General features: G+C 52.7%; 21 protein-coding genes and 5 pseudogenes. 11 read left to right on the forward strand and 15 right to left on the reverse strand.

The window, feature by feature from the left end; translation table 11 throughout:
* Window positions 1–56 precede the first annotated feature (56 nt).
* Entirely contained in the window at window positions 57–383 is a 327-nt protein-coding gene (locus HNR55_RS10395; RefSeq protein WP_166115125.1) for a hypothetical protein, read from the reverse strand.
* A 197-nt stretch (window positions 384–580) separates the two neighbouring features.
* Between HNR55_RS10395 and HNR55_RS10400 the strand changes: the two genes are divergently transcribed.
* The gene (locus HNR55_RS10400; protein WP_166115128.1) at window positions 581–1,057 is read left to right on the forward strand and encodes a YaiI/YqxD family protein; all 477 of its coding nucleotides are present in this window, start codon (window positions 581–583) and stop codon (window positions 1,055–1,057) included.
* A gap of 85 nt (window positions 1,058–1,142) precedes the next feature.
* On the opposite strand, the gene glsA is transcribed toward HNR55_RS10400, so the two are convergent.
* A complete protein-coding gene (glsA, locus tag HNR55_RS10405) occupies window positions 1,143–2,204 on the reverse strand; it encodes a glutaminase A (RefSeq protein ID WP_166115131.1) in 1,062 nt (353 codons plus the stop codon).
* A 345-nt stretch (window positions 2,205–2,549) separates the two neighbouring features.
* Here glsA and HNR55_RS10410 point away from each other — a divergent pair, with 345 nt between their 5' ends.
* The 3 genes from HNR55_RS10410 to HNR55_RS10420 are packed head-to-tail and all read left to right on the forward strand — an operon-like array spanning window position 2,550 to window position 4,197.
* Window positions 2,550–3,221, forward strand: coding sequence for a sigma-70 family RNA polymerase sigma factor (locus HNR55_RS10410; protein ID WP_166115134.1), 672 nt, complete (start codon window positions 2,550–2,552; stop codon window positions 3,219–3,221).
* The gene (locus tag HNR55_RS10415; RefSeq protein ID WP_166115137.1) at window positions 3,218–3,730 is read left to right on the forward strand and encodes a hypothetical protein; all 513 of its coding nucleotides are present in this window, start codon (window positions 3,218–3,220) and stop codon (window positions 3,728–3,730) included. The genes HNR55_RS10410 and HNR55_RS10415 overlap by 4 nt, the downstream gene beginning before the upstream one ends.
* A complete protein-coding gene (locus tag HNR55_RS10420) occupies window positions 3,727–4,197 on the forward strand; it encodes a periplasmic heavy metal sensor (RefSeq protein ID WP_166115140.1) in 471 nt (156 codons plus the stop codon). The genes HNR55_RS10415 and HNR55_RS10420 overlap by 4 nt, the downstream gene beginning before the upstream one ends.
* A gap of 1,043 nt (window positions 4,198–5,240) precedes the next feature.
* On the opposite strand, the gene HNR55_RS10425 is transcribed toward HNR55_RS10420, so the two are convergent.
* Window positions 5,241–5,822, reverse strand: a complete 582-nt coding sequence (locus HNR55_RS10425) for a recombinase family protein (protein WP_166115143.1) — start codon at window positions 5,820–5,822, stop codon at window positions 5,241–5,243.
* 255 nt (window positions 5,823–6,077) lie between these two features.
* Between HNR55_RS10425 and HNR55_RS10430 the strand changes: the two genes are divergently transcribed.
* The 4 genes and pseudogenes from HNR55_RS10430 to HNR55_RS10445 all read left to right on the forward strand — a co-directional run bounded on the left by HNR55_RS10430 (window position 6,078) and on the right by HNR55_RS10445 (window position 10,298).
* On the forward strand, window positions 6,078–7,415 hold the full coding sequence (locus HNR55_RS10430; RefSeq protein WP_166115146.1) for a globin-coupled sensor protein: 1,338 nt from the start codon (window positions 6,078–6,080) through the stop codon (window positions 7,413–7,415).
* Between the two features lie 197 nt (window positions 7,416–7,612).
* On the forward strand, window positions 7,613–9,358 hold the full coding sequence (locus HNR55_RS10435) for a putative bifunctional diguanylate cyclase/phosphodiesterase (RefSeq protein WP_166115148.1): 1,746 nt from the start codon (window positions 7,613–7,615) through the stop codon (window positions 9,356–9,358).
* Window positions 9,359–9,625: 267 nt separating this feature from the next.
* Window positions 9,626–9,769 (forward strand): annotated as a pseudogene (locus HNR55_RS10440) (transposase); the annotation flags it as partial.
* 172 nt (window positions 9,770–9,941) lie between these two features.
* Window positions 9,942–10,298, forward strand: coding sequence for a transposase (locus HNR55_RS10445; RefSeq protein ID WP_242005545.1), 357 nt, complete (start codon window positions 9,942–9,944; stop codon window positions 10,296–10,298).
* 124 nt (window positions 10,299–10,422) lie between these two features.
* Here the strand turns inward: HNR55_RS10445 and HNR55_RS10450 are convergent, their stop codons facing one another.
* The 6 genes from HNR55_RS10450 to HNR55_RS10475 form a co-directional block, all read right to left on the reverse strand.
* Window positions 10,423–11,424, reverse strand: coding sequence for an ornithine cyclodeaminase family protein (locus HNR55_RS10450; RefSeq protein WP_166115154.1), 1,002 nt, complete (start codon window positions 11,422–11,424; stop codon window positions 10,423–10,425).
* A gap of 58 nt (window positions 11,425–11,482) precedes the next feature.
* Window positions 11,483–13,024 carry an aromatic amino acid ammonia-lyase gene (locus tag HNR55_RS10455; RefSeq protein ID WP_166115157.1) on the reverse strand — a complete coding sequence of 514 codons (1,542 nt, stop codon included), beginning with the start codon at window positions 13,022–13,024 and terminating at the stop codon, window positions 11,483–11,485.
* The gene (locus HNR55_RS10460; RefSeq protein WP_166115160.1) at window positions 13,024–15,369 is read right to left on the reverse strand and encodes a TonB-dependent receptor; all 2,346 of its coding nucleotides are present in this window, start codon (window positions 15,367–15,369) and stop codon (window positions 13,024–13,026) included. Before HNR55_RS10460 ends, HNR55_RS10455 begins: the two co-directional genes overlap by 1 nt.
* A 58-nt stretch (window positions 15,370–15,427) precedes the next feature.
* Window positions 15,428–16,645, reverse strand: a complete 1,218-nt coding sequence (locus HNR55_RS10465) for a LysR family transcriptional regulator (RefSeq protein ID WP_166115163.1) — start codon at window positions 16,643–16,645, stop codon at window positions 15,428–15,430.
* Between the two features lie 226 nt (window positions 16,646–16,871).
* Window positions 16,872–17,696 (reverse strand): phosphate/phosphite/phosphonate ABC transporter substrate-binding protein, encoded by an 825-nt coding sequence (locus tag HNR55_RS10470; RefSeq protein ID WP_166115166.1) that lies wholly within the window; start codon window positions 17,694–17,696, stop codon window positions 16,872–16,874.
* Complete coding sequence (locus HNR55_RS10475) at window positions 17,693–18,631, reverse strand: fatty acid desaturase (RefSeq protein ID WP_166115169.1); 939 nt, start codon at window positions 18,629–18,631, stop codon at window positions 17,693–17,695. The genes HNR55_RS10470 and HNR55_RS10475 overlap by 4 nt, the downstream gene beginning before the upstream one ends.
* A gap of 131 nt (window positions 18,632–18,762) precedes the next feature.
* Between HNR55_RS10475 and HNR55_RS10480 the strand changes: the two genes are divergently transcribed.
* Entirely contained in the window at window positions 18,763–19,602 is an 840-nt protein-coding gene (locus HNR55_RS10480; protein ID WP_166115172.1) for a helix-turn-helix domain-containing protein, read from the forward strand.
* 78 nt (window positions 19,603–19,680) lie between these two features.
* On the forward strand, window positions 19,681–20,925 hold the full coding sequence (locus HNR55_RS10485) for an MFS transporter (protein WP_260400898.1): 1,245 nt from the start codon (window positions 19,681–19,683) through the stop codon (window positions 20,923–20,925).
* Window positions 20,926–21,140: 215 nt separating this feature from the next.
* Here HNR55_RS10485 and HNR55_RS16985 read toward each other — a convergent pair.
* Window positions 21,141–21,440: pseudogene (locus HNR55_RS16985) on the reverse strand (IS3 family transposase); the annotation flags it as partial.
* Window positions 21,441–21,513: 73 nt separating this feature from the next.
* On the opposite strand from HNR55_RS16985, the pseudogene HNR55_RS10495 reads away from it, so the two are divergent.
* Window positions 21,514–21,639: pseudogene (locus tag HNR55_RS10495) on the forward strand (IS3 family transposase); the annotation flags it as partial.
* Window positions 21,640–21,812: 173 nt separating this feature from the next.
* On the opposite strand, the pseudogene HNR55_RS10500 reads toward HNR55_RS10495, so the two are convergent.
* The 5 genes and pseudogenes from HNR55_RS10500 to HNR55_RS10520 all read right to left on the reverse strand — a co-directional run.
* Window positions 21,813–22,991: pseudogene (locus HNR55_RS10500) on the reverse strand (IS701 family transposase).
* Between the two features lie 207 nt (window positions 22,992–23,198).
* Window positions 23,199–24,944, reverse strand: coding sequence for an oleate hydratase (locus HNR55_RS10505; protein ID WP_166115178.1), 1,746 nt, complete (start codon window positions 24,942–24,944; stop codon window positions 23,199–23,201).
* A gap of 127 nt (window positions 24,945–25,071) precedes the next feature.
* A pseudogene (locus HNR55_RS10510) lies at window positions 25,072–25,713 on the reverse strand (SOS response-associated peptidase).
* 62 nt (window positions 25,714–25,775) lie between these two features.
* Window positions 25,776–26,081, reverse strand: a complete 306-nt coding sequence (locus tag HNR55_RS17225) for a DUF1275 family protein (RefSeq protein ID WP_264813804.1) — start codon at window positions 26,079–26,081, stop codon at window positions 25,776–25,778.
* The coding region (locus HNR55_RS10520; RefSeq protein WP_184382671.1) for an IS3 family transposase at window positions 26,002–26,194 on the reverse strand (193 nt) is incomplete at its 5' end. The genes HNR55_RS10520 and HNR55_RS17225, both read right to left, overlap by 80 nt.

The following is a 26,194-nucleotide window of genomic DNA, read 5'->3' on the forward strand; positions in this document are numbered from 1 at the left end:
ACCAATACCCCGCAAGGTGCATACTTCTATCCGGGCATGCACCTTGCGGCCATGCGTCAGGCTGCCCCTGAAGGCAGGCATACCCCATGAAATTCGCGATTGGGATGCTCCTGCTGTTCACGGAAGAACTTCAACGCGTCTTCACAGGCCGCTTTGGTATAAAACGACGCTGTCATCATGGCATCTTCATTATCCGGACCACGCTGCGCCAGCAGCACCCATAGCGGACGCATGGAGTGTCCATTTTCCGTGCCATTTTTTGCACTGTCCGCACTCACGTCCGGCTGCGTATCAGCCATGGCGGGAGACACTGCGGCCGCCAGACTGACCATAGCCAGACACACCGACACATAACGCGGCATACGCCTGAAATTGACCTTCATTCATCAGACTCCCAATATATAATTCCAACAGGAACTTCTTACTCTCCTGATCAAATTATGTGTCCCTTTCCATGTATTCTATCTGGGATACAGAATTATCAATACTGCTCCTATCTGATCCGTGTCGCTGACCGCTTTCATACATTGTCAATTTCATCTGCCTTGCTCCACAGGCAAGGCTGCGCCAAATTACAAAAATGATCCGTATTTTTATCGATTCCGACGCCTGCCCTGTCAAAGACGAAGTGTACCGTGTCGCCACGCGTTATAAACTGCATGTTTTCGTTGTTTCCAACCGTATGATTGCAGTACCTGACTCTCCACTCATTGAGCGCATTGTTGTAGATTCCGGCCCCGACGTAGCCGATGACTGGATTGCCGAGCGTGTCCGGAGCCGGGATATAATCATAACCGCCGACATCCCCTTAGCCGCGCGCTGCGTGGAAAAAGGCGCTTATGTCCTTGAACATAAAGGCAGGTTACTGGACAGTGATTCCATAGGCATGGCGCTGGCCATGCGAAACCTTATGACCGATCTACGCTCAGCCGGAATGGTCACATCCGGGAGCGCCGCATTTTGTAAAACAGATCGCTCCCGTTTTCTTTCTGAACTCGATACACTGATCGTCAAAGCCCGCAAACCGCCAATACGTCTGTTACCTCCCAACGGGTAACAGACTGGTCATGCTTTACTTATCTATGTACAATAATACGACGTAGCTGCGTATGGCAGCTATAAACGTCTTTCTGGTAGAATGCTTACTGTGCTTCTGAGGCAAAAATGTTAACGCCCAGCGCATCGGCAATAAACTGTACAGCAAGTTGCCCGCGTACACTGTTCCCGGCCGCGTCAAGACGGGGCGAATAAACACCAATGGCCAGCCTGCCGGGGACCACGGCCACAATACCGCCACCTACCCCACTTTTTCCGGGCAGCCCAACCTTGAACAACCACTCGCCAGACGTATTGTACAGACCCGCCGTAGCCATAACAGCCAGCACGTGCGCACTTGTAGCCGCATCAACCACAACATGATGGGTGCGTGGGTTGGTCCCTCCATTTGCGAATGTCGCCCCCATGGTTGCGAGATCGACCGCATCCACATCATAGGAACATTCGCGCGTATAAAGATCAACCGTTTCCGATACATCAGCATATAAATGGTCATAACTTTGCAGTAACATTGCAATAGCCTGATTATGCTGGTTACTGGCCATTTCAGACCGGTAAACATTATCATTCAGACGCAATGTGTGCCCGGCAAATGCAGAGGCAGTATCAATAACATTCTGCCATTTTGCATCCAATGTTTTACCTTCGACCAGACTGGCAGTTGCAATGGCGCCTGCATTAACAAGCGGATTACCTGAAGGCGGGCTACCACCCAGCCTGTCATTATTCAGTTCTACCGCCAGAACGGAATTAAACGGCAGACCAGTCGCATTCACGCCGATCTTGTGCAGAATACTCTCGGCTCCCTGCTTGTGCAGAACATCCGCAAGCGTAAAAATTTTAGAGACAGATTCCACAGGAAACGGATGCCCTGCATCCCCAATCCGGAATACCCGCCCATCCACGGTTACAACAGCAATGCCATAGAGTTTGCTGTCCGCCTTGGCCAGATACGGAATGTAACTGGCATTTTTTCCGTCCATGACAGGCTTATACTTCTCGTAAGCCTCTTCGATCACTTTCTGGATAGCGGCAGAAGATACCAGCTGTGGCTTGTCCCGCGCAACGGCTTGATCCGCAGACCCCACGGTAAACCCTGCTGTTAATATTAACAGGGCTGATATTTTGATAAAAAACTTATTCCGCATGACATAGATCTTCCGAAAATATTTGTATGATATATTATTACAACACACTTCATGGAACATAAAATCTTACGCTATCATTTAAAATAACATACTCCCTTCTCTCTCCGCAGAAATGGACTGGAATTCATAGACAAAACATTTCTTCATCTCGATATTAAGTGATGTTGAAGCATCACACATGGTTAGGCCAGTAGATACGCATATGCCGTAGCAGAAATGGAGATTTCAGCTCCTCTCGTTCTCCCGGCTCCAGCGTAAAAAACTGGCCGGAAAATTTTTACCTGCCTACGGGGGAAGACCAACAATCCGCCGTATTATGGTCAACAGCAGACATGGCGGAATGGCATGACAGAATGGCGCTTCAGCACGATGATCGGCTTGCAGGTTGCCGAATGCACGGCTCCAAGCCATGCAGGGCCGGAGCATCGGTCAATGGCGGGTGAGCGTCGCCGCTATGGCGAGGCATCCGATGACGATCTTCTGCGCTGGTCAGGGATGGGAGATCGTGACGCGTTTGACCAGATCGTGCTCAGGCATGGTCCATATGCGCTGCGCACGGCCTGCCGCCTGACGCGTAATGTCGAAGCCGCAGAGGATCTGGTGCAGGACGCCTTCGTTCGGGCATGGAGCCATGCACGCAATTTCGATGGTTCACGCGCACGGTTTACCACATGGCTCTACCGGGTCATCGTCAATCTCAGCATTGATCTTACCCGCCGGAAGCAGATGGAGCCCCTACCCGAAGGATTCGACATGGCCGATGACGGACCGTCCGCTGAAAGCCGTCTGGAAGCAATGCAGGAACGTCTGGCGCTTGTCACAGCACTTCAGGCAGTACCGCCGAGGCAGCGGGCAGCGATGGCGCTGGTATATGACGAAGGTCTGTCCGGTGCGGAAGCAGCACGCCGCATGGGGCTTTCAGCCAAGGCGGTGGAACGGTTGCTCGCACGGGGGCGAGCGCTCCTGCGGGAGACGCTGGGGAGAGACGCTCGCGCGGAAGGAAAACAAAGCTCATGATGACGCAGAAAAGATTCCGCTATCTGGCGGAGTGTTACGGCGCGGACTTTTCCCGCTGGCCTGCGGCTGATCGTGGACCGGCTGAGGCCCTGCTCGCTGGCTCAACCGAAGCACACCTTGTCCTGCACGAGCAGCAGAGGGTGGACACGATCATTGCCTGTGCGTTTGATGCCCAGAATGCGGAGTTTATCGCACAGACTGCTCATGAAGACACACATGCAGCCCTGATGCGCCTGCGCGCGGGCGTGGCCGGGCGGATTGCCGAACAGGGCGGGACAAAAAGTTCATCGCGTGGATGGTGGCGCTTCATGCCCCGTCGGCCAATAGTCTATCCAACCTGGATGATGACAGCAGGCGAGCTTGTCATCTTCCGTCGCGCCGGATTGGTACTCAGTTGCGCCTTTGTCGTAACAGGTGGTTTATGGCTGGGGTGGATACAGTCATCCGGAGGGGTGAGTGACATGCTCAACACGCTTCTTGTGATTCCAGTAAGCGGTGGCGAATTATGATTGTTTACAATGCAAAGGGCCGGACTTACCGATGGCTGCTGGCTGGTTCTCTTCTGCTGAATCTCTTCCTTGTAGCCAGTGTTAGCGGTCAATATCTACGCCATCATGCAAGGCATATGCCCGTTTTCATGCGCGTTCTGCAGCATGTAACATCCCGGCTTGATGCACAGGACGCAAAGACTTTCCGCTCTGTATTGCGTCAGGAAGCACCACATTATGCTCAGGCACAGGAGAACCTCGCACGGGCCCGTGCGGAAATTGACCGTCAATTACTGGCACCGCAATTCGACCCGGTGGCAACCCGCGCCGCCATGCAACAATGGCAGGCCGCGTGGAATGTCTTTGTCAGCACATTCAGCGATGCTCTGGTCGAAGCCATGGACCGTCTGTCTCCAGAAGGGCGTCGTGCGCTGGTCAGTGCCACACCACACCAGCGACCTGTCTCTGATCCATTTTTAACAAAGTAGGATACCGCTGAAACGCCTGAACCGGGGGACGCTGATCCGTCATCCGTAGAATATCCGGTCGCCAGTGCGATCAGACGCTCTCCCCACCTCTGCTGGTTCAGACTTCATGTTTCACAAACACTATGCCACGATTTCTCTGCGGGGAGAGCATGTTTTCTCCGCTCGACGCTCTCACGCTTACGGCTTGCACGTCGCCCGCTCCCGTCACTCCGAGTTTTATGGTCTTGCCCCGACCCGACGAGACTTTTGCGGCGTTCCAGAAAAATAATGCCGAATGCCGTCTCTACGCACAGACACAGACGGGCGCAACGCCTTCGCAAAACACGGCATCAAGCGGCCTGAAAAGCGCCGTTCTTGACACTGGCATCGGCAGCGCTTCCGGCAGCTTTGCTGGGAAGCATAACCTGCAATGCCGGTCACGGAGCAGCAATCGGTGCAGGAAATTGCCTCCTGCTTGGCGCGATCATCGGAGTTGGTCGCGCCAAGTAGGCCAGCCAGACGCTCCAGCATTGATATGACAGCGCATATGCCCAATGCATGGTCGGCCATGGCGAGCGACTGCCCCTACTCCCGATGGCCTATGGCACACCGCCCGTTGTTGCGTATCCTCCCCCTATCTGCGTGTTTCCCATTCGACCTGCGCCATGGATTGCCATGACCCCTGATGATGGATGGTGCATCTGACCCTCCACAAGATAAGGACGCCTTCTATTTGTCGGCTCCCAGAATGTTCAAATTCGTCAGAATGGTGCCGGACGCGAGGATAGCTGAGAACCGCTTAGGCACCATGCACTCTCACAGCCGTTCACCGGGCCTCCCCCGCATCATCCCGACGGCGATCATCTGGCTCTAACGGTCAAACTTGTGTCAGAACTGCCATGAAGCAGACAACGCATGTGTTTATGAAAAATACATATGTTTATAATATCTATATCTCTTACCAATCGAGGTATGGGTCAAAAACGGTGGTGGTTTTCGGTTTCAAGTCAAGATAACTGTCATATCGCCATGAAACTACTGTTCGCCGTTAGACAGCCCCTGCGTCAAAAAGCCAGTTTCTGGTGCACTCGTGGGTATACCAAACGCTGGATCGTTGATGCCGACACACCCAACAGATCGGCGATTTGTCGGTTCGATAAGCCTGATTGAGACAGTTCGATGGCATGCGTGCGCTGACGCATTGACAATTTAGGCCGTCGCCCGAGCTTTATGCCTGCCTCTCTGGCTGCGGCAAGGCCCGCAAGAGTTCGCTCGCGGATGATCTCACGTTCAAATTCAGCGAATCCCGCCAATATTGTCAGGAACAACCGGCCGTTTGGCGTATTCGTTTCAATGCCAATGTTGAGAATACGCAGATTAATCCGCCGCTCGTTCAGAATTCTAATTAACCCCATGACATCAATGGTATCACGGCCTAGCCGGTCGAGTTTGGCGGCAATCAAGTGGTCGCCCTCCTGAAGCCTCTCAAGTAACGACGACATCCCCGGTCGCATCAGAGCGGGAACACCACCTGAAATTACATCCTGAGTGATCTGATCGTCAGTCAATCCTTCATGACGAAGGACCGTAAGTTGTGCGTCCGTTGATTGGTGGTCAGTCGATACCCGCGCATAGCCATATCTCATGCGTCAAAAACCCCTTTTTCGGTCCAATGGAACAAGAGCTCGTAAGGGCACAGGTCCGTAGGATCAAAAACCACCGATTATGAACCGCTGTAGGCAATAATCAAAGAACCGACAACTGTTCTGCACACTACGCATTGATACGGAGGCCTGACATTCAGTCCATGACCTGACCGTCAGTGAGAGTTGAGCGATTAACAAGTTTTGTCGAAGAATGAATGGGATTGGAAAAACAAAGTGGAACAAGACGAGTGTTGCATGGCTGACCTTCAGCGCCGACACGATTTCATCGGAATGGATGCGGGGGATTTGCATGCCCTGCGCGCTCTTCGTGTTCCTCTTACCAAGGTTTTGCCAACCGCTCTCGAAGCTCTTTACGCCCGTATTCGCAAAACGCCTGAAGTCAGCCATTTTTTTACCTCCGAAGCCAAGCTTGATCAGGCCCAACGAGCCCAGATGGCGCATTGGGAGGCCATCATGGATGCGCGTTTTGATGCTGCCTACGTGGCAAAGGTCCGCAGTATCGGTGAGGTGCATGCCCGGATCGGCCTGACGCCACAATGGTATATCGGCGCTTATACGATTATTCTCGACCAGCTTATCCGATCCATCATCGAAGAAGATGGCGCAGGAAGCAGTGGTTTGTTCTCCAGATCGTCCGGCCGAAAGCGTCTGGCCGAAAGCGTGACCAGTCTGTGCAAGGCCGTTCTTACGGAAATCGACCTCACCGTATCGTTCTATCTGGAAGCCATAGAAGCCGAACGCGCCAAGCTACGCGCGGAGCAGGAACAGCGCGTAAGGGACGATCATACCATTCTCTCTGCACTCAACGCCGCGCTGTCATCCCTGGCTGACGGGGACCTCACCTATCGTGTGACAGAGCCCCTGCCAGAGCACGCGATGTCCTTGAAGCAGCGCTTCAATGCGTCTGCCCAGCAACTCGCGCAGAGCATGAGACGGATCGCACAGTCCACCCATGACGTCATGGCAAACGCGGATGGTATCCGCCATGGCGCTGACAGCCTGTCCCAAGCCACGGAGCAACAGGCTGCCGCTCAGGAAGAAATGTCTGCAGCCGTAACGCAGATTGCTCTTGGCGCATCTGAGACGGCCAGGGAGACGGCCAAGGCCCGCCAAATGGCGGTATCCGCGCAATCTGATGCCGAACAGGCCAGCCAGATCGTGGCCGACGCGATCGAAGCGATCAGCCGGATCGAAAAATCCTCTCAGGAGATTTCGAATACCATCAGTGTTATTAACAAAATATCCATGCAGACGAATATTCTGTCACTGAATGCAAGCGTTGAAGCCGCGAGAGCAGGTGGTGACGGGCGTGGCTTCGCTGTGGTCGCCAGCGAGGTTCGTGCGCTCGCAGAGCGTTCGGCAAATGCCGGCAAGGAGATTGCCTCCCTGATCACCAAAGCGGCCGAAGATGTAATGTCGGGCGTGACGCAGGTTCACAGAGCGGGAGAAGCCTTGCAGCGCATTACCTCCCAGGTCAGAGACATGAACGCTGTCATCACCACGATCGCCACGGCATCACAGGCACAGTCCGCTGGACTGGATGAGGTCAAAATCGCGATCCGCAGCCTGTAACAGACCACGCTGAAGAACACGGCCATCTCCGAGGAAAGTGCCGCAGCCGCATACGAGCTGGTCACAATAGCTGACGAACTGGCGCAGTCGGTTGCATCGTTCAAGACCCAAGCTGGATCTACAGGCAGCATTGCCAAAAAAACAAACAATCAATTACGGCTGGTCAGTACAAACGACTCTAATCGTCAGGTGTAGGCATGAAAGAGAGCTTCATCCGATATGCGCTTGATAATGCCGCCATTGTCGCCACGACAGATGCGCACGGGACTATTACAGGTGTAAATAAGAAATTCTGTGAAATAAGCGGGTATAGTAAAGAAGAATTAATTGGCGCCAACCACAGGATTTTGCGTTCGGGGATACATCACAAAGAATTTTTCCGTTTGATGTACCAAAAGATCAAGGCCGGACATATCTGGCATGGAGAAATATGCAACAGAAGGAAAAATGGTTCCCTTTACTGGGTGGACACGACAATTGTTCCCCACCTTGTCGGCTCGGACAAAGTAGACGGTTACGTTGCCATCCGCTTTGACATTACGAAGAAAAAAGAGCTGGAAGAAGAACTCCAGATTAATATACGCCAACTTGAAGCAACGGCGAATACTGATTTCCTGACCGATCTTCCCAACCGCAGACTGTTTTCCCAATACATGGAAGATCTGATCAAACGGAAAGGTGAAGAGGCAGGCACGTTTCATCTGGCTATCCTTGATATCGATCTGTTCAAGGAGATAAATGATTCATTCGGCCATGTAATGGGAGATTACCTGCTCAAGGTCATTGCATTGCGTCTGCGTAATGTCGTGGACGATCATGTTTTTATCGCGCGTTTGGGAGGGGATGAATTTGGGATCATCCTTGATCGACAAAATACTCATGACAATCTGAAACTTTGTGAAAAAATACTCGATGCGGTGCGCGAGCCGGTCACGATCGGGTCGATAACCCACCATTTTTCGGCCAGCATGGGCTGCGCAATTTTCCCCCAGCATGGAGCAGATGCGGCCAGCTTGTTACAAGCTACCGATATCGCGCTTTATCGCGCCAAGGCGCTGGGGCGTGACAGATTTGAAGTATTCAGCAATAAAAGCATGGAGGCCATTAAAAGAAAGTTCCAGCTTTTATCTGATGTTAATATTGGACTTCGTCGTGAGGAGTTCATGTTTTTCTATCAGCCGATACTCTATCCTGCGTCCCATCCGGCAATCTCATTCGAGGCCCTCGCCCGTTGGGATCATCCACAGCGCGGCATTATCGGTCCATCCGACTTTCACACAGCTCTCACTGATCCGGCCACGTGCGCTATTTTCGGCCTTTATCTGCTGGAGCACGTGTTCGACGATATGGCGATTATGCGTAACAAAGGCCTTCTCTTCGGAAGGGTTGCGATCAATCTGACCAATGCAGACTTCCGCTCGGATGCTTTTCTGGAACGGTTCTTCAAACGATGTGCCCAGACTGCTATCGGCCCCGAGCAGTTTTGTGTTGAAGTTACCGAAACCATGTTGCTGGGCGACGACCAGAAACGGGTAGAACGAGGCTTGAGACAATTGCATGATGCCGGTGTCGAAGTGGCATTGGACGATTTCGGTACCGGTTATGCGTCACTGACACATCTGCGCGAGTTTCCGATCGACCGCCTTAAAATTGACCGCCGTTTCGTGTCGAATATCGAAACGTCGCCCGAAGACTCTGTAATCGTGCGCGGTATTATCAACATTGCTCATGGATTGGGAAAAACCGTTACCGCGGAAGGCATAGAGAGCACACAACAGGCGAAAATTCTCCTCGATATGCATTGTGACTCCCTTCAGGGCTGGCTGTTCAGCAGGGCATGTCGCGTAGAAGATTTGTATTCGACTATCCAGAAGATTCCCGAAATCCTGAAGACGCTTGATTGCAAGCCACTCACGAAAGCAGAGACTCTCCATCTGACCTGAAAAGGCTTCACGCGACTTCACTCTCCATGGGGCGTGAAGGGGACCCGACGCATCCATTACTGAACGGCTCTGAGTTTAGCAAAGAGAGAATTATTCAGGCCGCATGCTACAATCTCAAATCCATTCTGATTTACATAAAAAGCCCGTTCGGCTCCGGCACGCACCGTAGCCAATAAGTGCCAGCACGCGTTAACATTAGATAATCCACCCATAAAAAAAGTGGCTTTTGAAAGAGAATTTTCTCAGCGTAAGGATGAGGAGATTCTGATGAAGAGTGATCGCTTTACTGACGCCCAGATCATGGGTGTGATCCGTCAGGCTGAAGATGGCGTTTCTGTTCCTGATTTGTGCCGGGAGCATGGGATCAGCAACGCCACGTTTTACCGGTTGCGCGCGAAATATGGCGGTATAACCATGACAGACCCAACATGGGGAACGGCGGGTTCACACCCGCCCAGAAACTAAAAAGAAGCTATCTGAATTCTCAGTTAGAACCCTACTAAAAAGGGGAAGATTACCACAGGAGAGCGGATCACGCACCGGGTATGATGGCGCGAAAAGAAAGAAGGGATCGAAGCTGCGTATGGCAGTCGATACTCTAGGTCATCTTCTGGCCCCGCACGTCCCCCCGGCAGAGGGCGAAGTCGGACCGCTGGCACAGGCTATCCAGCAGGCAACAGACGGCAGCGTGCAACTGGTCTGGGCTTATCAGGGCTATACCGGGGCCAAAGCGGAAAACGCTGCCAGAGAACAGGATATCACACTCGAAATCGTCAGGCCGCCTCAGGCAAAGCGGGGTTTGTGCTACTGCCCCCGATGCTGGATCGTGGAGAGATCGTTCGCATGGGCGACACGGTGCAGAAGATTGGTCAAGGACTACGAACGCTGCGCCTCAACGCTCGCCCAATGCATACCATCACCTTCGCAGGGTTCATGCTGAAAAACGTAGCCGAACTCCTCATGCAAAGTGCATAATACCCTCTAGTGTCATGGTAACTCCATCATGGCACATCGATGCCGTAGGGAGATCATTTACCTCATCAGGAAGGTCCTTCAAATTGTTTTCAAAACTGCAGCTTCTGGCCAACACCAAGTCTGGTTGCCTTGTTCAGCAGAGCGGCACCCAATGCAATATCGGTAATGCTCAACCCACGGTGCCAGAACAGGATTGTCTCGTCATCATTTTCCCGCCCCAGTAATTTTCCCCCGACAATATCACACAACTCTGCGTAAAGAGTTTCACGCGTGATCTTCCCCTGATCCACGTGCTGGCGCAGAGCACCGTATGGACGGCCCGGACCGCACTGCCCCCAGTCATCCACCACCACTTTATCGATCACGTCAGTCAAGCTGAGTTCGAGTGCGCTCATGGTACCGTATGGAATAATCAATGCGCCCTTGCGAACCCACTCGGTTTTCAGGAGTGGTGCTGGCTCTGGTAGCCGACTGGCCTCTACCAGAATATCCGCCCTGTCCAGACAGGCCTCCCATGTTGTTGTAACAGTCACCTTTTTACCCAGATCCTGCTCCAGCCTCTGAGCAAAGGCCTCCCGACTTTCCGGTCTACGGGAATGCACACGGATTTCCTCAAAATCAAAGATATGATCAAGTAGTCTGATATTCCAGTACGCCGTTCCGCGTGTACCAATATGGCCAAGTATGCGGCTATTTCTGGGAGCCAGAAAACGCGCGCCCAGTGCGGTCATCGCTCCTGTGCGCATATCTGTAATCCGTGTTGCGTCAATAATAGCTTTAGGCATGCCGGTCACGGGGTCAAACAGATTGAGCACCGCCATTTCGGATGGCAGATTCTGTTTGTAATTGTTTACAAAATCACCAACAATTTTCACACCAGCCAGACCAAGTGGCTGAATAACACCACGCAGGACATTAAAATGACCTTTGTCCGAACTCTCGGGCACAAGATGCACCCGTGGTTCAACCACCGTCTGCCCATGGGATTGCGCTGCAAGGGCGCCTGACACAGCCTCCATGATCTCATGGTCCGTTAGGGAAAGACGGGCGACATCTGCACCATTAAGATAGTTGATCTGGACATCGGTCATATTTTTACTTTTCCTGAAAAACTCTTTGCTGTCCTGCACAAACAGGAAGCAGAATTACCTATACTTTATCAGCCAGAATGCTGAAGTCTGCCCAAAAATCCGGGCGTTCTATGACCTGTACAAGATGGCCCATGTTATCCGCCACTGGCTGTTCCAGCGGCAAGCGGGGACATAAGGGAGCCAGCCTGTCCATTAACGCCTGAGTGCCACGCCCCAGACTTACAGGAGGGCGCAGGGTAATGGCCCGCGCTGCTACCATGATTTCTATGGCAGTCAGCTCATACATACGCGCAATCAGGCGCTGCCCACGACATAGGGCAGGAAAGAGCAAAGAAGCATAATCCTCCACCCGCTCAGCCACGGGTATAACCACGGGCGACAGGGGCGTTGCATCATGCACAATTTCTGCCACCAGTGCCGCAACCGTTTTTTGCACGGGAGCAAAGCCTGTACCATCTCCCTCTGCTTCAGCCAGAAAGCGTGGCAGACCAGACACTGAGGAAGACATCATCTTGATAACCCGTTCCCCGGTTGCAGCAGCCATTTTTGCAAGGGCCAGATGCAGGGCATCCACCACAACCGCCACATGCGTCGGGTCAAAGTTCCCGTTCGGGATAATGCTGTCTGTTTCCGCCACAACGGCCGGGTTGTCATCGCTAGAAGAGAGCTCGAGGTCAACGGCACGCTGCACCTGTTGCAGACTTTTTAATGCAGCCCCTGCAATGGATCCAGCACTCCGGAAGCTGATCGGGTCCTGCAACCGGCGCGCAAGTCCGTCCTGATGCAATGTCCCCCCATCCAACAAACCAAGGAGGGCATGACTGACCTCCGCCTGCCCTGCAGCGGCGCGCAACTGCACACTCTGCGGCTGGAAAGGTGAGAGGTTTGCGCAAAACCCCTCGCACGACAAAGCAAACGCAGCAATATGCGCACGCATGAGCCTGCTGATACTGCCAAGGTTAAGGCAGGCCAGCCCGATGGACGCAGAATTAGAGGAGATAAGGGCAAGCCCGTCTTTGGGGCCCAGAGCAGGCAACGACAACCCTGCCTGCGTAAACGCTTCAGCCCCCGAGACCTGGCCCCTCCCTGCTACGCTGGCATGGCCCTTGCCTGTAAAAAGACTGGCAATATGGGCCATTGGTGCCAGATCTCCTTCACTCAAAGCACCAACAAGCGGAACAACCGGCGTAATGTGGTAATTGAGCATATCAACCAACGCCATTGCCACGGCAGGAGAAATACCCGACCTCCCCAGTGCCAGCCGCGCCAGCCTTACAGCCACCATGGCACGGACCTGTGCATCGGTCGCAGCAGGCCCTGTGCCACTTGCACGAGCCCAGAGTACATCGTTCTGTTGTGCTTGCGCCGTGCTTGGCTGGCGCGCTATGTCCACATTGGCGCCAAGCCCGGTACTCACACCATAAATCGTTGTACCCGCAGCAATATGCCGCAACAGGCAGGCATGACCTGACGCGATATGCGCCAGTGCCTGAGGTGATAGCAGAACCTTGTGCCGGGTCAGCGCAATACGCTCAATATCAGCAATAACCGTTTGACCGGGCACCAGAAGAACACTCGGACTGTCAAAATAATCTGCCATTAGAACGCCGTGCTAATTGTGCCAAAAAACTGCCTGGGAGCACCCATAAGGAAGTAATTATAGCCTGTGTTGACAAAATTATTCCCAAGCTCGTTGGTGGTCGCAATATACGTCTTGTTCGCCAGATTATAGATATTGAAGCTGGCATTGATACCTTTAAACGGTCCTGCATCACCGAAATTATACCGTGCGCCAAAATTCATCAAAAAATATCCCGGCACATGCAGGTCATTTGTGTACGTCAGTTCCCGCCGCGAAATATAGGACCCGTCCACATGCAGGTTAAGGTCGCCCAATTGATAGGCAATATTAGCTTTATACATGAACTGCGGATAATTGGGGACCAGCTTGCCACGGGTTGCCTGCAGGCCATTGGAGGTAACAACGTTCTGGTCATAAGTCGAATGGGCGTACGAAAACGAATTATAGATTGATAACCCATGCACGGGCCGCAGCGTAATGCTGGCCTCTGCCCCGTTAGTTGTAACACCACCAACATTCTGCACTGCCGTAATCGGATTGATACCCGCCGAGTTTGTAATCAACTGTAAACGATTGGAAAAATTGATCCGGTAAAGGGAGGCCAACGCACTAATATACTGCGAACTAAAGCGGTATCCGCCCTCATAAACCCAGTCTGTCTCCGGCCGCAGATTTTTCTTGGTTTCCTGAAACGAGGCCTGAGAGGCTGTCCACGGGCTTGCCGAAATATTGGTGGCAAACCCATCCTCTGGGAAAGAACGCATATTATGTGACACATCAAAAAACAGCTCATGATGTGGCAAAAAACGCCAGTTGGCCGAAATCTGGGGCAAAAAGGCATTAGAGGCTTCAAGACGCCCTTGTGCAATAAGTTTGCCGTTAATTGTCTGGTCCTGCGCCAGAACGCTGTTACCGGCATTCACAATCATGGATTTGAAACCAGCATTGATTTTGAGTGTATCTGTCACACGGTAGGTATCTTGCATGTGAAACACAAATGTGTTGGACGAAAACGCTTCATGCCATGCCGTTGCGAATATCTTGTCCCCCGGAAAACCGTTTGTGGGGTTACCAAGCGTGCCCTGCCCCAGAAAGGGCGCTTGAGAAAAATAACGGCCGGTTTCAAAGTTTCCGTATTCATACCAGACGCCAGCATTAAGCGTATGCCGTGCGACTTTCCATGTTACAGCACTTTCAAACCCGCCACGCGCAACCTGTGGCTGCTGCACCCGCTGCGACAGGGGCGCTCCATTGGGCGAGGCTTTATAGGGTGTTGTCCACGTACTGTACCCTGTATCTGCATGCCCATAAAGGGTGGTTTTCCAGTTCAGGTTTGACGTCAGGTTTTCATCCAGCGTAACCCCGCCCAGATAATCCACCCTGTTGGCTGTCCCTGCATAATAGGCTGCATCCTTGGGGTCATTTGTCTTGCTGATCTGCGCAGGATAAGTCCCCTGTGCTGCCTGATAGGCCGCAGTATAATCAGGATAATAATTGGACAGGCTTGACCCTGCGGTAGAAAGCCAGTTTTTGGTCATGTCCTGATAGTCAAACTGCTGGGTCGAGCTCCAGTCAAAAAAGACCTTGAACGATGACTCCCGCGCCAAAGGCTGAACGAGTTTGGCGTTGACCTGATCTGAATGATCGTAACCATGCCCTTTCCACAAATCCCCGTTCAGACGGGCGTAGGAAACGGAAAAGCGCGTGCCAGATTCGTTAAGGTCTCCGCTATCTAGCCGCGCGAAAGTCCGAAACGTCGCATTGCTCCCGAATGTCTGGGAGACAGCACCGCCGCGCTTGTGTGACGGGTCCATGGAATGGATTTCCACCGCGCCCCCCAGATTGCTCGTCGAGGCAACATCAATACCCCCAGCTCCCTGAGAGACATTCACATTGCCAATATTGTCGGAAATAATAGCGCGTGTAATGCCAAGTCCATTATAGTTATTGAACTGCTGATCGCCCAGAGGTACATCATCCAGTGTAAACCCAAGCTGGGACTGGCTGAAGCCACGCATGAATATCTGACTGGAATATTCATACACACCAAAGGGGTCAGCAGATTGGTATAAAACGCCCGGCAGTTCGTTTAGCACCTTGAGCGCAGATGTTCCGGGAACACTCTGCTGCATGCTGGCACGGCCAATGGACATTGTCTGGCGGGTAGACCCATGCCCAAAAACGGCAATGGATTCTACATTGTTTGCGGTATTTTTCTTTTTTCCGTCATTTTTTTCTGCTCGTTTTTCCAGGTCACTTTTAATAACCGCTGGTGCCGCATTGTTTTGAGCATAGACAAACAACGGAGACCCGATACCGCTCAGAAGGGTTGATATAGTTAAAAAAATACGTTTCTTTATCATAGCATTTTTCTTTCGTTGTCATTTCTGGGTTCTGGAATTCAATGGAAGGCATGCGCTCTTAACAACATCGCGAACCCGAGCGGATTTCCTGCAATGCTGATGTCAGGCGGCTAATGACATCCATATTGCTATAATCGCGCCGCCATAGCAGGCGGATTGTGCGCGAAAATCGCCTAGGCAACTGTTTGGAAAAAACATTGTGGTATTCAAACGACCCTGCTGGCAGAATGGCACAGCAAATGTTGTCTTCCACAAGCCGGAGCATAAGAGACATGGACTGTGTTTCCAGCACGGCTCGTGGTCGCACGGCTGCCCCCTCCAGATACGCATCTGTAAGAGAGCGCATGCCGGTACCAAAGCTTGGCAACGCCATGGTGCTCGCAGCTATAATGCTTGCCGGATCATCATTTAAGATGAGTTTCTGATCAGTTTTCCCAAAAACCAGAAAAATAGGCGATGTTTCAAAATCAAGAAAATCCAATTTTGCGGGCACATCAATAACATCTGCCAAGCCAACATCGTAGGTTTTATCAAGCAGACCCGCAATAATGGCTGGCACCACAATTGTTGTAATGCTCAGGGACGGTTGATAAGCACGGTTGTGCCAAAGCGGAATAAGCCCGGCCAGCAGGGAGGCCAAAGCACTTTTACTGCTGGATGGAATCATTGCTGCAAGCTTAAGGTCTTTGACCGCGCGGGAATATCCAAGACTAAGGCTTCGTCTCAGGCGATCAAAAAGAAGCGCCATAGTCTGGCATATGTCCTTGAATGGCCACGCTGCAGCAGTCAGTTGCATGCCTGTATGCATTCTCTCAAAAAGCTGAAAGCCCAGAATAGTCTCAAACTTGCCAATCTGACGCGAGAGTGCAGGCTGTGTAACCGCAAGCCCTTTTGCCGCAGCGGAAATACTGCCCGCATCACACACATGCAGGAAATAAGAGATCATTCTAAACGTTATGCCCGACTGCCTTATTGTATGCAGGTCCTGTTCACTTAACTCTGCGCTTACCTCTCTATCCGCTGGAGAGATAAGACTCAGACAAGACTTAAGAAAAAGCACTGACGTGCGATGAAAACTTTCGCCATATGCTGTTGTTGTAGGAACAACCTCTCGGCCATGGGCATTCCGCAGCAACAAGGGAACCCCCGCGCTCTGCTCAAGCGCATAGACCGCGTGGTTTATGGTTGTTGGACTGACGCTCAACTCCACAGCCGCATTATGCACGGAATGATTGCGAACGAGGCTTACAAAATAGATCAGGGTCGATACTTCCATACCTGCCTCGGTTCCAGCGACGTACTTACGTATGGGAGATGCCGGTTGCGGCGGAACACCGCCATACACGCGCAATATCACCATTTTAAGTGTTATTTATTTACCAACACTTAACGTGCGTTATTAAAGCAAATTACGTTTTTCTTTGATAATAAAAAATCAAAGAAAGCATACCGCATGCCCGATAAAGCATGGTCGGCATGCCGCAGCACGGGACCCGCAGAGACTACACATAATAATTATACCGAATGGGGAGCATAATAGTCCGCGCCACCGCAGCAACCGTTCGACGGAGCGCACTGTGCACGTGGCGCGAACAAACAAATGGCAAACCCATAGATGGCATTGTCCAGCCTATGACCCGCAGACGATCAGCCGTTACAGGGTCTGCCCGGCGGAACAAGGCCCATGTCCGGCAATCAATTGCGGCAATGTCCGCACTGCCGTTAGCAACATACATGATGGAAGCAAGGTGACTCCCCGTTACGGTTGTTCTGGAACAGACATCCAGAGAGGCCCCCATGACCTCCAAATCACGGACAACAGACAGATAACCGGATTGCGACACACGGTCGTTAAACACAAAGTGCTGCCCGGTCATGGCCTGAACACTATTGAAAGAAGACGTTGGCAAGGCATCCCATGCATTATGATGCCCACGTAACACCACTAGTGCACTGCGATAAAAATACCCCTGCCCGCCCGTCAGCCCATCGTAGCTGTTCTGCGCAACAACATGCACAAATTCGTCCAACCCATGTTGTAATGGTCCCCAGCATGTTTCCCCAAACAATAAGGCCGGGTGTCGCCACAGAGCCGAAAGGTCCAATTCGTCCGGGGGTAAGGAAGCGGGGTCTGGTGCAACCAGACGCCCTGCAGCATCCCGTATCCCCCCCGGCACGGGCGGAAGATCAGCATTGCGACGGACAAGTGCATCCGGTGCGGGCACGCCGTTTTGGCGCAAAGCATCGCGCAACTGAATCCATGTTGCATCCAACGCACCAAGATCCTGCGGCTGATCATACATTGGCATACTGGCAACAAATTTCATGACTGGTGTTTTTCTCCAGACGTTTGTTGCGCAGGGTGCAGCAGCGGTTCCTTGGCGCGCAGCAGATACTGCCGAAGAATTGCCCGATACCCTTTAAAAACATAACCATGGTTCAAAGTCAGCCATGCAGTCCGGTCTGCATAGTATAGCTTGCGCATCCGAAACCACGGCTGGCCAGGGTAACGATGATGAACACTATGCAGGTTATTAAAGAGGAATAGAAAAGAAAGCAGTGAACCCTCTACAATAATGGTTCTTCCTCCCGTTACGTCATGCCACCGATGCTCACAAAAGGAGCGCATGCCAATAAGAGACGTCCCAATGTATGCGGGGCCAAGAGCGTAAAGCCAGAATGACATACTGAAGCCACGCGTCACAATGATCGCAACGATCAGAATGGACACAGCGTGAATAACCCATGCCAGTGTCACCCCCCAGTTACCCGCAGCAATACGGCGCATATCCACGAGAAAAAATCGTACACTCCCCAACAACGGCCCCAGCAGCAGACGCCCCAGAAGAGTCTGGTTTATGCTGAGCATAAACCGATAGACACGTCCCAGCTTTGCCAAGTCATTTCCGTCCCAATAATAACTTTCAGGGTCAGCATGAGGGTCTGTCAGGCGTTCATCATCATGATGCTGCAAATGGGTCTCGCGGTAGCGCCGGTAAGGATAAGCCAGCCCCAGCGGCAACCCGAGCAGCAACTCATTGCATAGAGCAGATGGCGTTGGATGCGTATGAATGGCCTCATGCTGCAAAGAGGAATGGAATGCGACAACAATCGCTAACCCGGCCAATGCAGCCCATGGGGCTACGGGATAAAGCCAATACCCCAAGGACCACCAACTGCCGTAACAGAACACAATGGCAAGCCATGTGGGCCATTCCGGCAAGGATGTCCGAATAAAAGCCTGCCAACCTGAATTGCACATATTTTTATGTATATTTATTTTGCGTTCCATAAAATACATATTCTTACGCAAAAAATATCTTTTCAATGAGTGTTATGTAAAATATGTTTACAAATGTCACATTATATACTATTTAAAATGGTTGAATAAGCATGGATAAACGTCTGATATCCGTCACCTTCCAGCAGCGCATGATTTCCCTTATTCAGGCGTCCGGCAAAAGTCGCTCGGCATTTGCAGAAGGTATTGGCATTGACCGCTCAGCACTGAGCCAGTTACTTACAACAGACGCAGTGCGCCTGCCACGCGCCGACACGCTTACACGCATTGCGTTGCAATACGGCGTTTCGGTTGACTGGTTGCTGGGAATTGCACAGACAGCAGATCCAAGCCACTCCAGCCGTACAGAAATGGCCGAGAATTCAGAATATTATAATATTCCACTGCTGACACAATGGCATGATGAAGCGCGTGAGCTAAAAATACGTTATATACCACACCATTTACCCGACATCCTTTGCCTTCAGGATGTCGTCGCGTGGGAACTAGGAGCGCGCCATTACGATCAGACGACAATCCAGAGCATTACCAGCAACCTTGGTTATAACCGCAGAACAAGCTCCGACATGGAGATATGCCTGCCAACTCAGGCCATTATCAGCCTAAGCGAAGGTACATTCCCGTGGAATGGATTATCACTGGCCATGCGGCGGGCCCAGATCGAACATATGATAATACGCGTGGTAGAACTCTACCCCTCACTACGCATATTTCTGTTTGACGAGCGCCTCTACCATTCTGTTCCATACACAATCTTTGGTAGCCTGCGCGCTGCAATTTATGCAGGTAGCCAGTATATTGTCTTCAATGATCAGGACACTGTTTTGCAAATGCAGACCCATTTTGATGGGTTGATCCGCAAATCTTCCATTCAGCCGCATGAAATGTCCAACTGGCTGCAACAAATACTCTCCACCATGCCCAGCTTATAAATCCGCATAAGCCTCCCGTTCAGGCTGGTTTGTACACATAATCATCGTCTTTAAACTCTTGTAATTCGTTAGGTGCGCATGTCCATTACAACAGGTAAAACCGCACAAAAAAAACATATACGGACACGGCACATTGTCCTATTTTTTCTGATTATAGCAGGATGTGTCAGTTATATGGACAGAACAGCTCTGGCCATAGTCAATATTGACATAGCAAGGGAATTCGGGCTTTCCTACACATCCTTGGGGCTTGTCCTATCATCCTTTGCGACCATTTACATGGTCTGTCAGATCCCTGCAGGACTGGCGGCCGACCGCATAAAGGCCCGCTCTCTGCTGACTGGCTGCCTGATGGTCTGGGGCTTGGCGCAACTTCTTACAGCCTGGGCGAGCAATGCTAGCACTTTGGTCGCGGCACGCTGCCTTCTGGCGTTAGGTGAAGCACCACTGTTTCTGGTTGGGACCAAAATCATAACTGCTTGGTACAATAGTGCAGAACGCGCTGTTCCGATCGGCCTGTTCAATGCCTCTTCTTCTCTGGGGCAGGTGCTGGCTCCAGCGCTGCTCGGCCTTATTGCGCACCAATTTGGCTGGCGCTCCATGTTTTGTACTCTTGGCGGGCTTTGCATCCTTCTTAGTCTGACATGGGGTATGTTTTACCAAAAGCCCCCCCCGCCAGAACATGAGCCCGTCGCCAAGCCCAAACAAACCGCCAGACAGGAACTGACCTTTCTCCTTGCTCAGCGTGTTAGTTGGGTAATGGCTATTGGTTGTGCCAGTATTATTTACCTGCAATGGCTCTATTCCGCATGGTTGCCGACGTACTTCCAGACTGCCCGGCACATGAATGCCGCACAGGCGGGCTTTCTTTCTTCCATTCCGCAGCTAGCGGGATTTTTTGGCAGCCTCATTGGCGGTGTTATTATCAAATTTCTTGGAGAAACTGATTATACACCCTCGCGCGCCTGCTATCAGCCGCTTATTATGGGTCTTCTTATTGCCGCCGTGGCAACAGCCGCCGTACCATTATGCCCCACCACATTGCTGTCTTTGGTCTGTATGGCAATAGCCCTGTTCGCCACCGGCATTGCCATGACGGGAAGCTGGACACTCGGCACAATCGTTGTTGCCGAAGAATCAATTGCTACCATGGAAGCCATCCAGAATGTAGGCGGATCACTCGGGGGGGCACTGTCGCCTTTATTGACAGGTTTTATCATCCAGCATACCGGCTCATTCACACTCGCCATGGAAGCAGGAAGCATGATCACTTTTTTCTGCATCAGTATTTATATGATCGAGAGATCAAGGTTTATAAATTAACTACTATCTTTTTGAAAAAATATATTAATCAATAAGTATTTTGAAACTTTCTTTAATTTTCCAATGCTGAAATTAAAAACGCACATCAACCTGGACGGTTCTAAAAACACCTTAGCTCTGAACTGTTGACTATGATTTGATCCTTGGTGTGAGGATGGATGATGAAGCAGCTTGGTTTTGGACTTGTGCAGGTTTTGTGCGGGTATGTGTTCTTTTTAAGCGGCTTTGGTCTCAAAAGCGAGCGAGCAGATATTGCCGAGGTACGAAGGGTGCCGCCACGAATTATAAAAACCGTTGATGTATTGGAAGATGGTAGTGGTTGCCTACCGCTTTGTCGACCAAGTCTGTCGCCAGAGGAATTCGGCTTTCAGGCTCTTGAAGAAGGTTTCGACGGCGGCATTATCAAAGCAGTTTCCCTTGCCGGACATGGACGGGGTCATTTTATCATCCTCAAGTTTCTTCTGAAAATCGTGCGAGCAATACTGGCTACCGCGATCAGAGTGGAAAATGCAGCCCGGAACCTGGTTGGACTGAACTGCCCCGGGTTTACCGGAGAGAGACTGGCAACGAAAGCCAGCGGGAAATAAGGTGCTGATCCACCATTCGGATCGTGGATCACAATATCTGTCGATCCGATATACCGAACGCCTGGCGCTGGCTGACATAGACGCCTCGGTCGGCACGGTTGGTGACAGCTACGACAATGCCCTAGCACTACAGTTGCATTTTATGTCGTGAGTGAGCGCGGATAGCGCTGGCCTGATGTGTTCGTCGAAAGGCGGACCATCTGAGGATGTGAGCGACGGGTAGTCTGCGTTGTGCAAGCTTTACGACGAGACGCCTGATTTCTTGTATGGACCAGCAGACGACGACTATCGTGTTCTGCGTTATGTTTTTTTCGGTTTTTGTGAGTTTGCCTGGTAACGGACACTGGCCATGACGGCATAGGCGAGCATGACCAGAGGGACATACCGATGCCAACCATGCCAGGAACGGGTTTCGTTATGATCAAGACCGAATTCGTTTTTGGCCGTCTCGAAACATTCTTCGATTCTCCAGCGCGTCCCTTCAACGTTCACAAGTTCTTGCATGGTTGTCCCTTTCGGACACCAGGTTGTAAAATAGGTAAGGTCTCCATCGGCGATGTTTCGGCGGATCAATAGGCCACGTGTCTATGGTCCGGCTATAGGGCAGTCAAATTCTTCAGCATCCAGATCAGCAAGCGGAAGATACGCCCAGTCATACAGCTGCTCACCTTTTGTGCCGTGTCCCGCAGACAGGCGATGCCAGACCTGCTCTGGCAGATTTGCGGCAATATCTTTGGCTTCTCCTGCAATCAGTGGGTTTGTCGCCCATGACCCGAACCAGTGATTGCCTTTGACCCCAAGGACATATCCAATCCCTGCCCGGCGAAGCGTGCGTTTCACATAGCCAACACCATACACGCTGTCTGCTGCAACCCAGCGGAAGGGCACACCGGCCTCAAGACTCCGCTCAATCATCATCGAGGCCAGCGCCGGTTTGGTTGCAAACACCACGTCATCGGGAACGTGGGCCTGCTTCAGGCGCTCACAGCTCGATGTCCAGTCTTTTGGAAGATACAGGGCGCGGTCAACAAAGGTGTGGCCCCGCGCCGATACATAGGTGGCAAATACACCAATCTGGCAGTTCGTAATTTTGCCAGCAGAGCCCGTATACTGCCGCCCCACACCGCAGGACGCCTGACCTTTCTTCAGAAAACTGGTCTCATCGATGACCAGCACGCCATCTTCAGTGCCCAGATGCTCGACCACATGCTCCCTGACGACATCACGAAGGGCATCGGCATCCCAGTGCCCGCGCCCCAGAAGCGCCTGTTGCCGCCATGGACCGGGATCTCCCGCAGCTTCCGCTCGCATCCATCCCGTCTTGCGGGGGTCATTACCAATCAGAACGTCAAGAAAGGCGCACGCAGAAGCTGCGGCACGCTTCTGCGTAAACAACGGCGCGATCCGCTCCTTGGCGGACCGAAGCCCGGACGCCCACAAATCCAGCGTCTCTTCAACAGATGCGCCGCCACTCATCATATCCTGAATCAGGGTTACCCATAGATTCAGAACTCAACATAAAATGCAACTGTAGTGCTAGCTTAGCATGTGCATCGAACAGCCGTTTCCTTCTCTTGTCGACAGAAAAAAGATGTTTCATGTCCGCTATGCGGAAAGCAACTCGAGCAACTATATGTCTGAGAAGAGGCGAAAGCAGTAAGTCCGCTTCGGCATCTGACAATAAGATCAAACCAGCCCGTAGCGCTCCAGCAGATCGTCAATCTCCGTTCCCTGCGTCAGGTGCCTGATCAGCCCCGACGCTGGGACCTTCTCGCCATCCCGCAGTTCCGCTGCCGCCTGTAGTAGCATCCGGACATCAAAAATGCCGTCCGACACGTCCGGCACAGCGCGCCTGACGCCGCACAGGGTATAGACTGCCTCCATCGCCGTGCGGACGGAATATTCCGTCGTGAAGACCGTATCGCGTGGCGTTTCGGCGAACTGACCGAGAAAGGCGAGATTGATGCTCCCATCCGGCACCACCTTCGGCCGATCAGCCGGTGCGCGTGGCATGAACTGCGCCGTGATGAACGGCATCAAGCACGGACGCGTCGTCGCCCCTGTCGCCGCAATGTCGTCGATCTGGTCCATTGGCACGCCCATATGGAACAGCCACTCACGGGTGATTTCCTCCCCCGTGCAGTCCTGCATGGGCTTTTTCACGTAATCGCCCGGCACGTCACTGAACAGACCATAGAGCCAGGCCACCATCTGGCCTTCGGGCTGACCCTTGAAATGAGGCTGACGGCTGACCACCCAGCTCATCAGCCAGGATGAATCCGCGATCGTGACCGGACCACCCGTGATGATTTTCCCCGAAAACGGATCACGCCCCGTAATTCGTTTTACAAGCTCCGGAATCCGCGCATCCCGGGTCGTAACAGTTGCCGATAGCCAGCGGGATTTTTTTGTATCGCTACAGAAAACATCAGGGTTACCGAAAACAGCATCCTGCGCTGCGATATTGCGCCAGAGCTGCCAGACGCTCCCCTCTCCGATGGTCGTATCAATCGGCGCGGGTGTATGATGGTCGCCCCAGCGTGAATTCTCCACCATGGAACCGTTAGTCACGAACACCAGATCGGCCGGACCCAGGTCAACACCGGTAACCGCGCCATTTTCCAGCCAGTCGAGATGGGTCGCAACTTTCGTTCTGCCCGACGCATCAACGGCAACATTCGTCACCTTCACGCCATGACGGAACACGACGCCCTGATCGGCAAGCCATGTGGCTAGTGGTCTGCTCAGGGATTCCTGCTGATTATATCTGGTGAATTTCAGCGTATGCAGATCCTTCAGTCCGAGAATCTGATGCACGAACCGTGCGAGATAGCGCTTCATCTCAATGGCGCTGTGCCAGGTCTCGAACGCGAACATCGACCGCCAGAACAGCCAGAAATTCGACGTCATGAAATCGCCGGACAGCACATCCGCGATCGTCTTTCCCGCCAGTTCATCCTCATCGGTCAGAATCAGGGCAATGATCTCGCGCCGCGCCTTTCCCGTGAGTGTCAGCCTGTCACGATCGGCGAGGGGCTGCCCGCGATTGCACATGGCGCGGACCGGACTTGTGGACGGATCGGCCTGATTAACCTGCCAGACTTCATCCAGCACCGAAGCTTCAGGAATTTCCAGTGAGGGAATGGAGCGGTACAGATCCCACAAACATTCGAACTGCTCTTCCATTTCCCGACCGCCGCGGATCAGCCAGCCGGTCTCCGCATTCCCCGCGCCGTCCAGCGCACCACCGTCGTTGTCCGAAGCCTCAAGAATGGTGATGGCTGAAGGCGCCATGCCCGCGTCCCGGATCAGGAAAGCTGCTGCTGCCATGCCTCCCAGACCACCGCCCACGATCCACGCTGATCGTCCTTCCATACCCTCTGGCGCCGGGGGCTGGACAAAAGCCTCATAATTACTGTGAGCGTATCTCATGGCGCATGTCCTTTTTCTGAAAAGGGCTGATAGCGAGAAATCTTATCATCCATACGATCCAATAAGCCGCTCTGTCGTTGCGATGTATCAAGCGTCGCGAACATGGCAGTATGATCCCGCCCCTCAGTCAGCCAGAGCCAGCCTGCACCCGACACAAAAGCCCATCAGGGAGCGGCCGCTGAAGCTCCAGAGCCTCCGCTGCCGGTGCCGTCATCCAGCGCTCCATATCCTCCGGTTGCACCAGGATCACAGGCATGGCTTTCGGATGGATCGCGCCCACTTCCCGATTGGCGCCAGTGGTCAGAAACCCGAACAGATCATCCGTTGTCTCCCCGTCCGCCAGTTTGCGCACGGACGTCCATCGACACCATATCCCGGCAAAAAAAGCCTACGGCTCCCCCTCATTCCGCGCAAACCACGCCGGTCGTGATGTCCCGTCGGGCAGATGTTCCGGCTCGGAGAAGGCCGTCAGTGGCACCAGACAACGATGTTGCACGCCCTCCCAGCGCTTCCACCATGTCGAGGACGGATTGCGGATGTTGGTCACCCCCCGGTCGACCTTGCGTCCCTTCAAGTAACCGGGCGGCGTCGGCATGCCCCAGCGCGCCATGACCAGTTCACGGCCACCCTCCCCGTTCCGCACGACAGGCGCCATTGTATTCGGATATATCTCTGGCAATTGCTGAAGATTGCCGGTCAGATCATCAAGAACCTTTGCGATTTCCCTGATCGCTTTCTGGTTTGATGTCATGGCGTAGAGATTGCACATCAGCGATGCTTCTCCCCGTAAACCTGAACCAACGCCGGTTCATGTTCCGCCACAGGCTCATGCTACAGCGCGCCCGGCAGGGCAAGACAGGCCAGAAGCCCCGCCAGCGCCAGCAGAAACGGGGCAGACCACCAGCCATACAGAAAGGCACCGGCCACGCCGCCCAGCGTGAAGGACAGCACGATGGCGGCATGCAGCCCCAGGCGCTCGCGCGTACCGGTCCGCCGGACCGGGTCAACCGGATGGAAAAAGTGGACTTGTAACGGTTTTGTGCCGGTCAGGAAGTGATTACGCCACTCTTGCTTCGAAAGCGAGGGGGCTGATGCCGCCCAGGTATGAATGGCGTCGGCGTGGATTGTAGAACCCATTGATATACTGGAAGATGACGACCGTAGCCTCGCGACGGGTTGACCAGTTCTGTCTCCAGAGCCGTTCCGCCTTCAGACTTTTGAAAAATGTTTCGACAGCAGCATTGTCAAAA

The organism is Acetobacter lovaniensis, assembly GCF_014207635.1.
Taxonomy (GTDB): Bacteria; Pseudomonadota; Alphaproteobacteria; order Acetobacterales; family Acetobacteraceae; genus Acetobacter; species Acetobacter lovaniensis.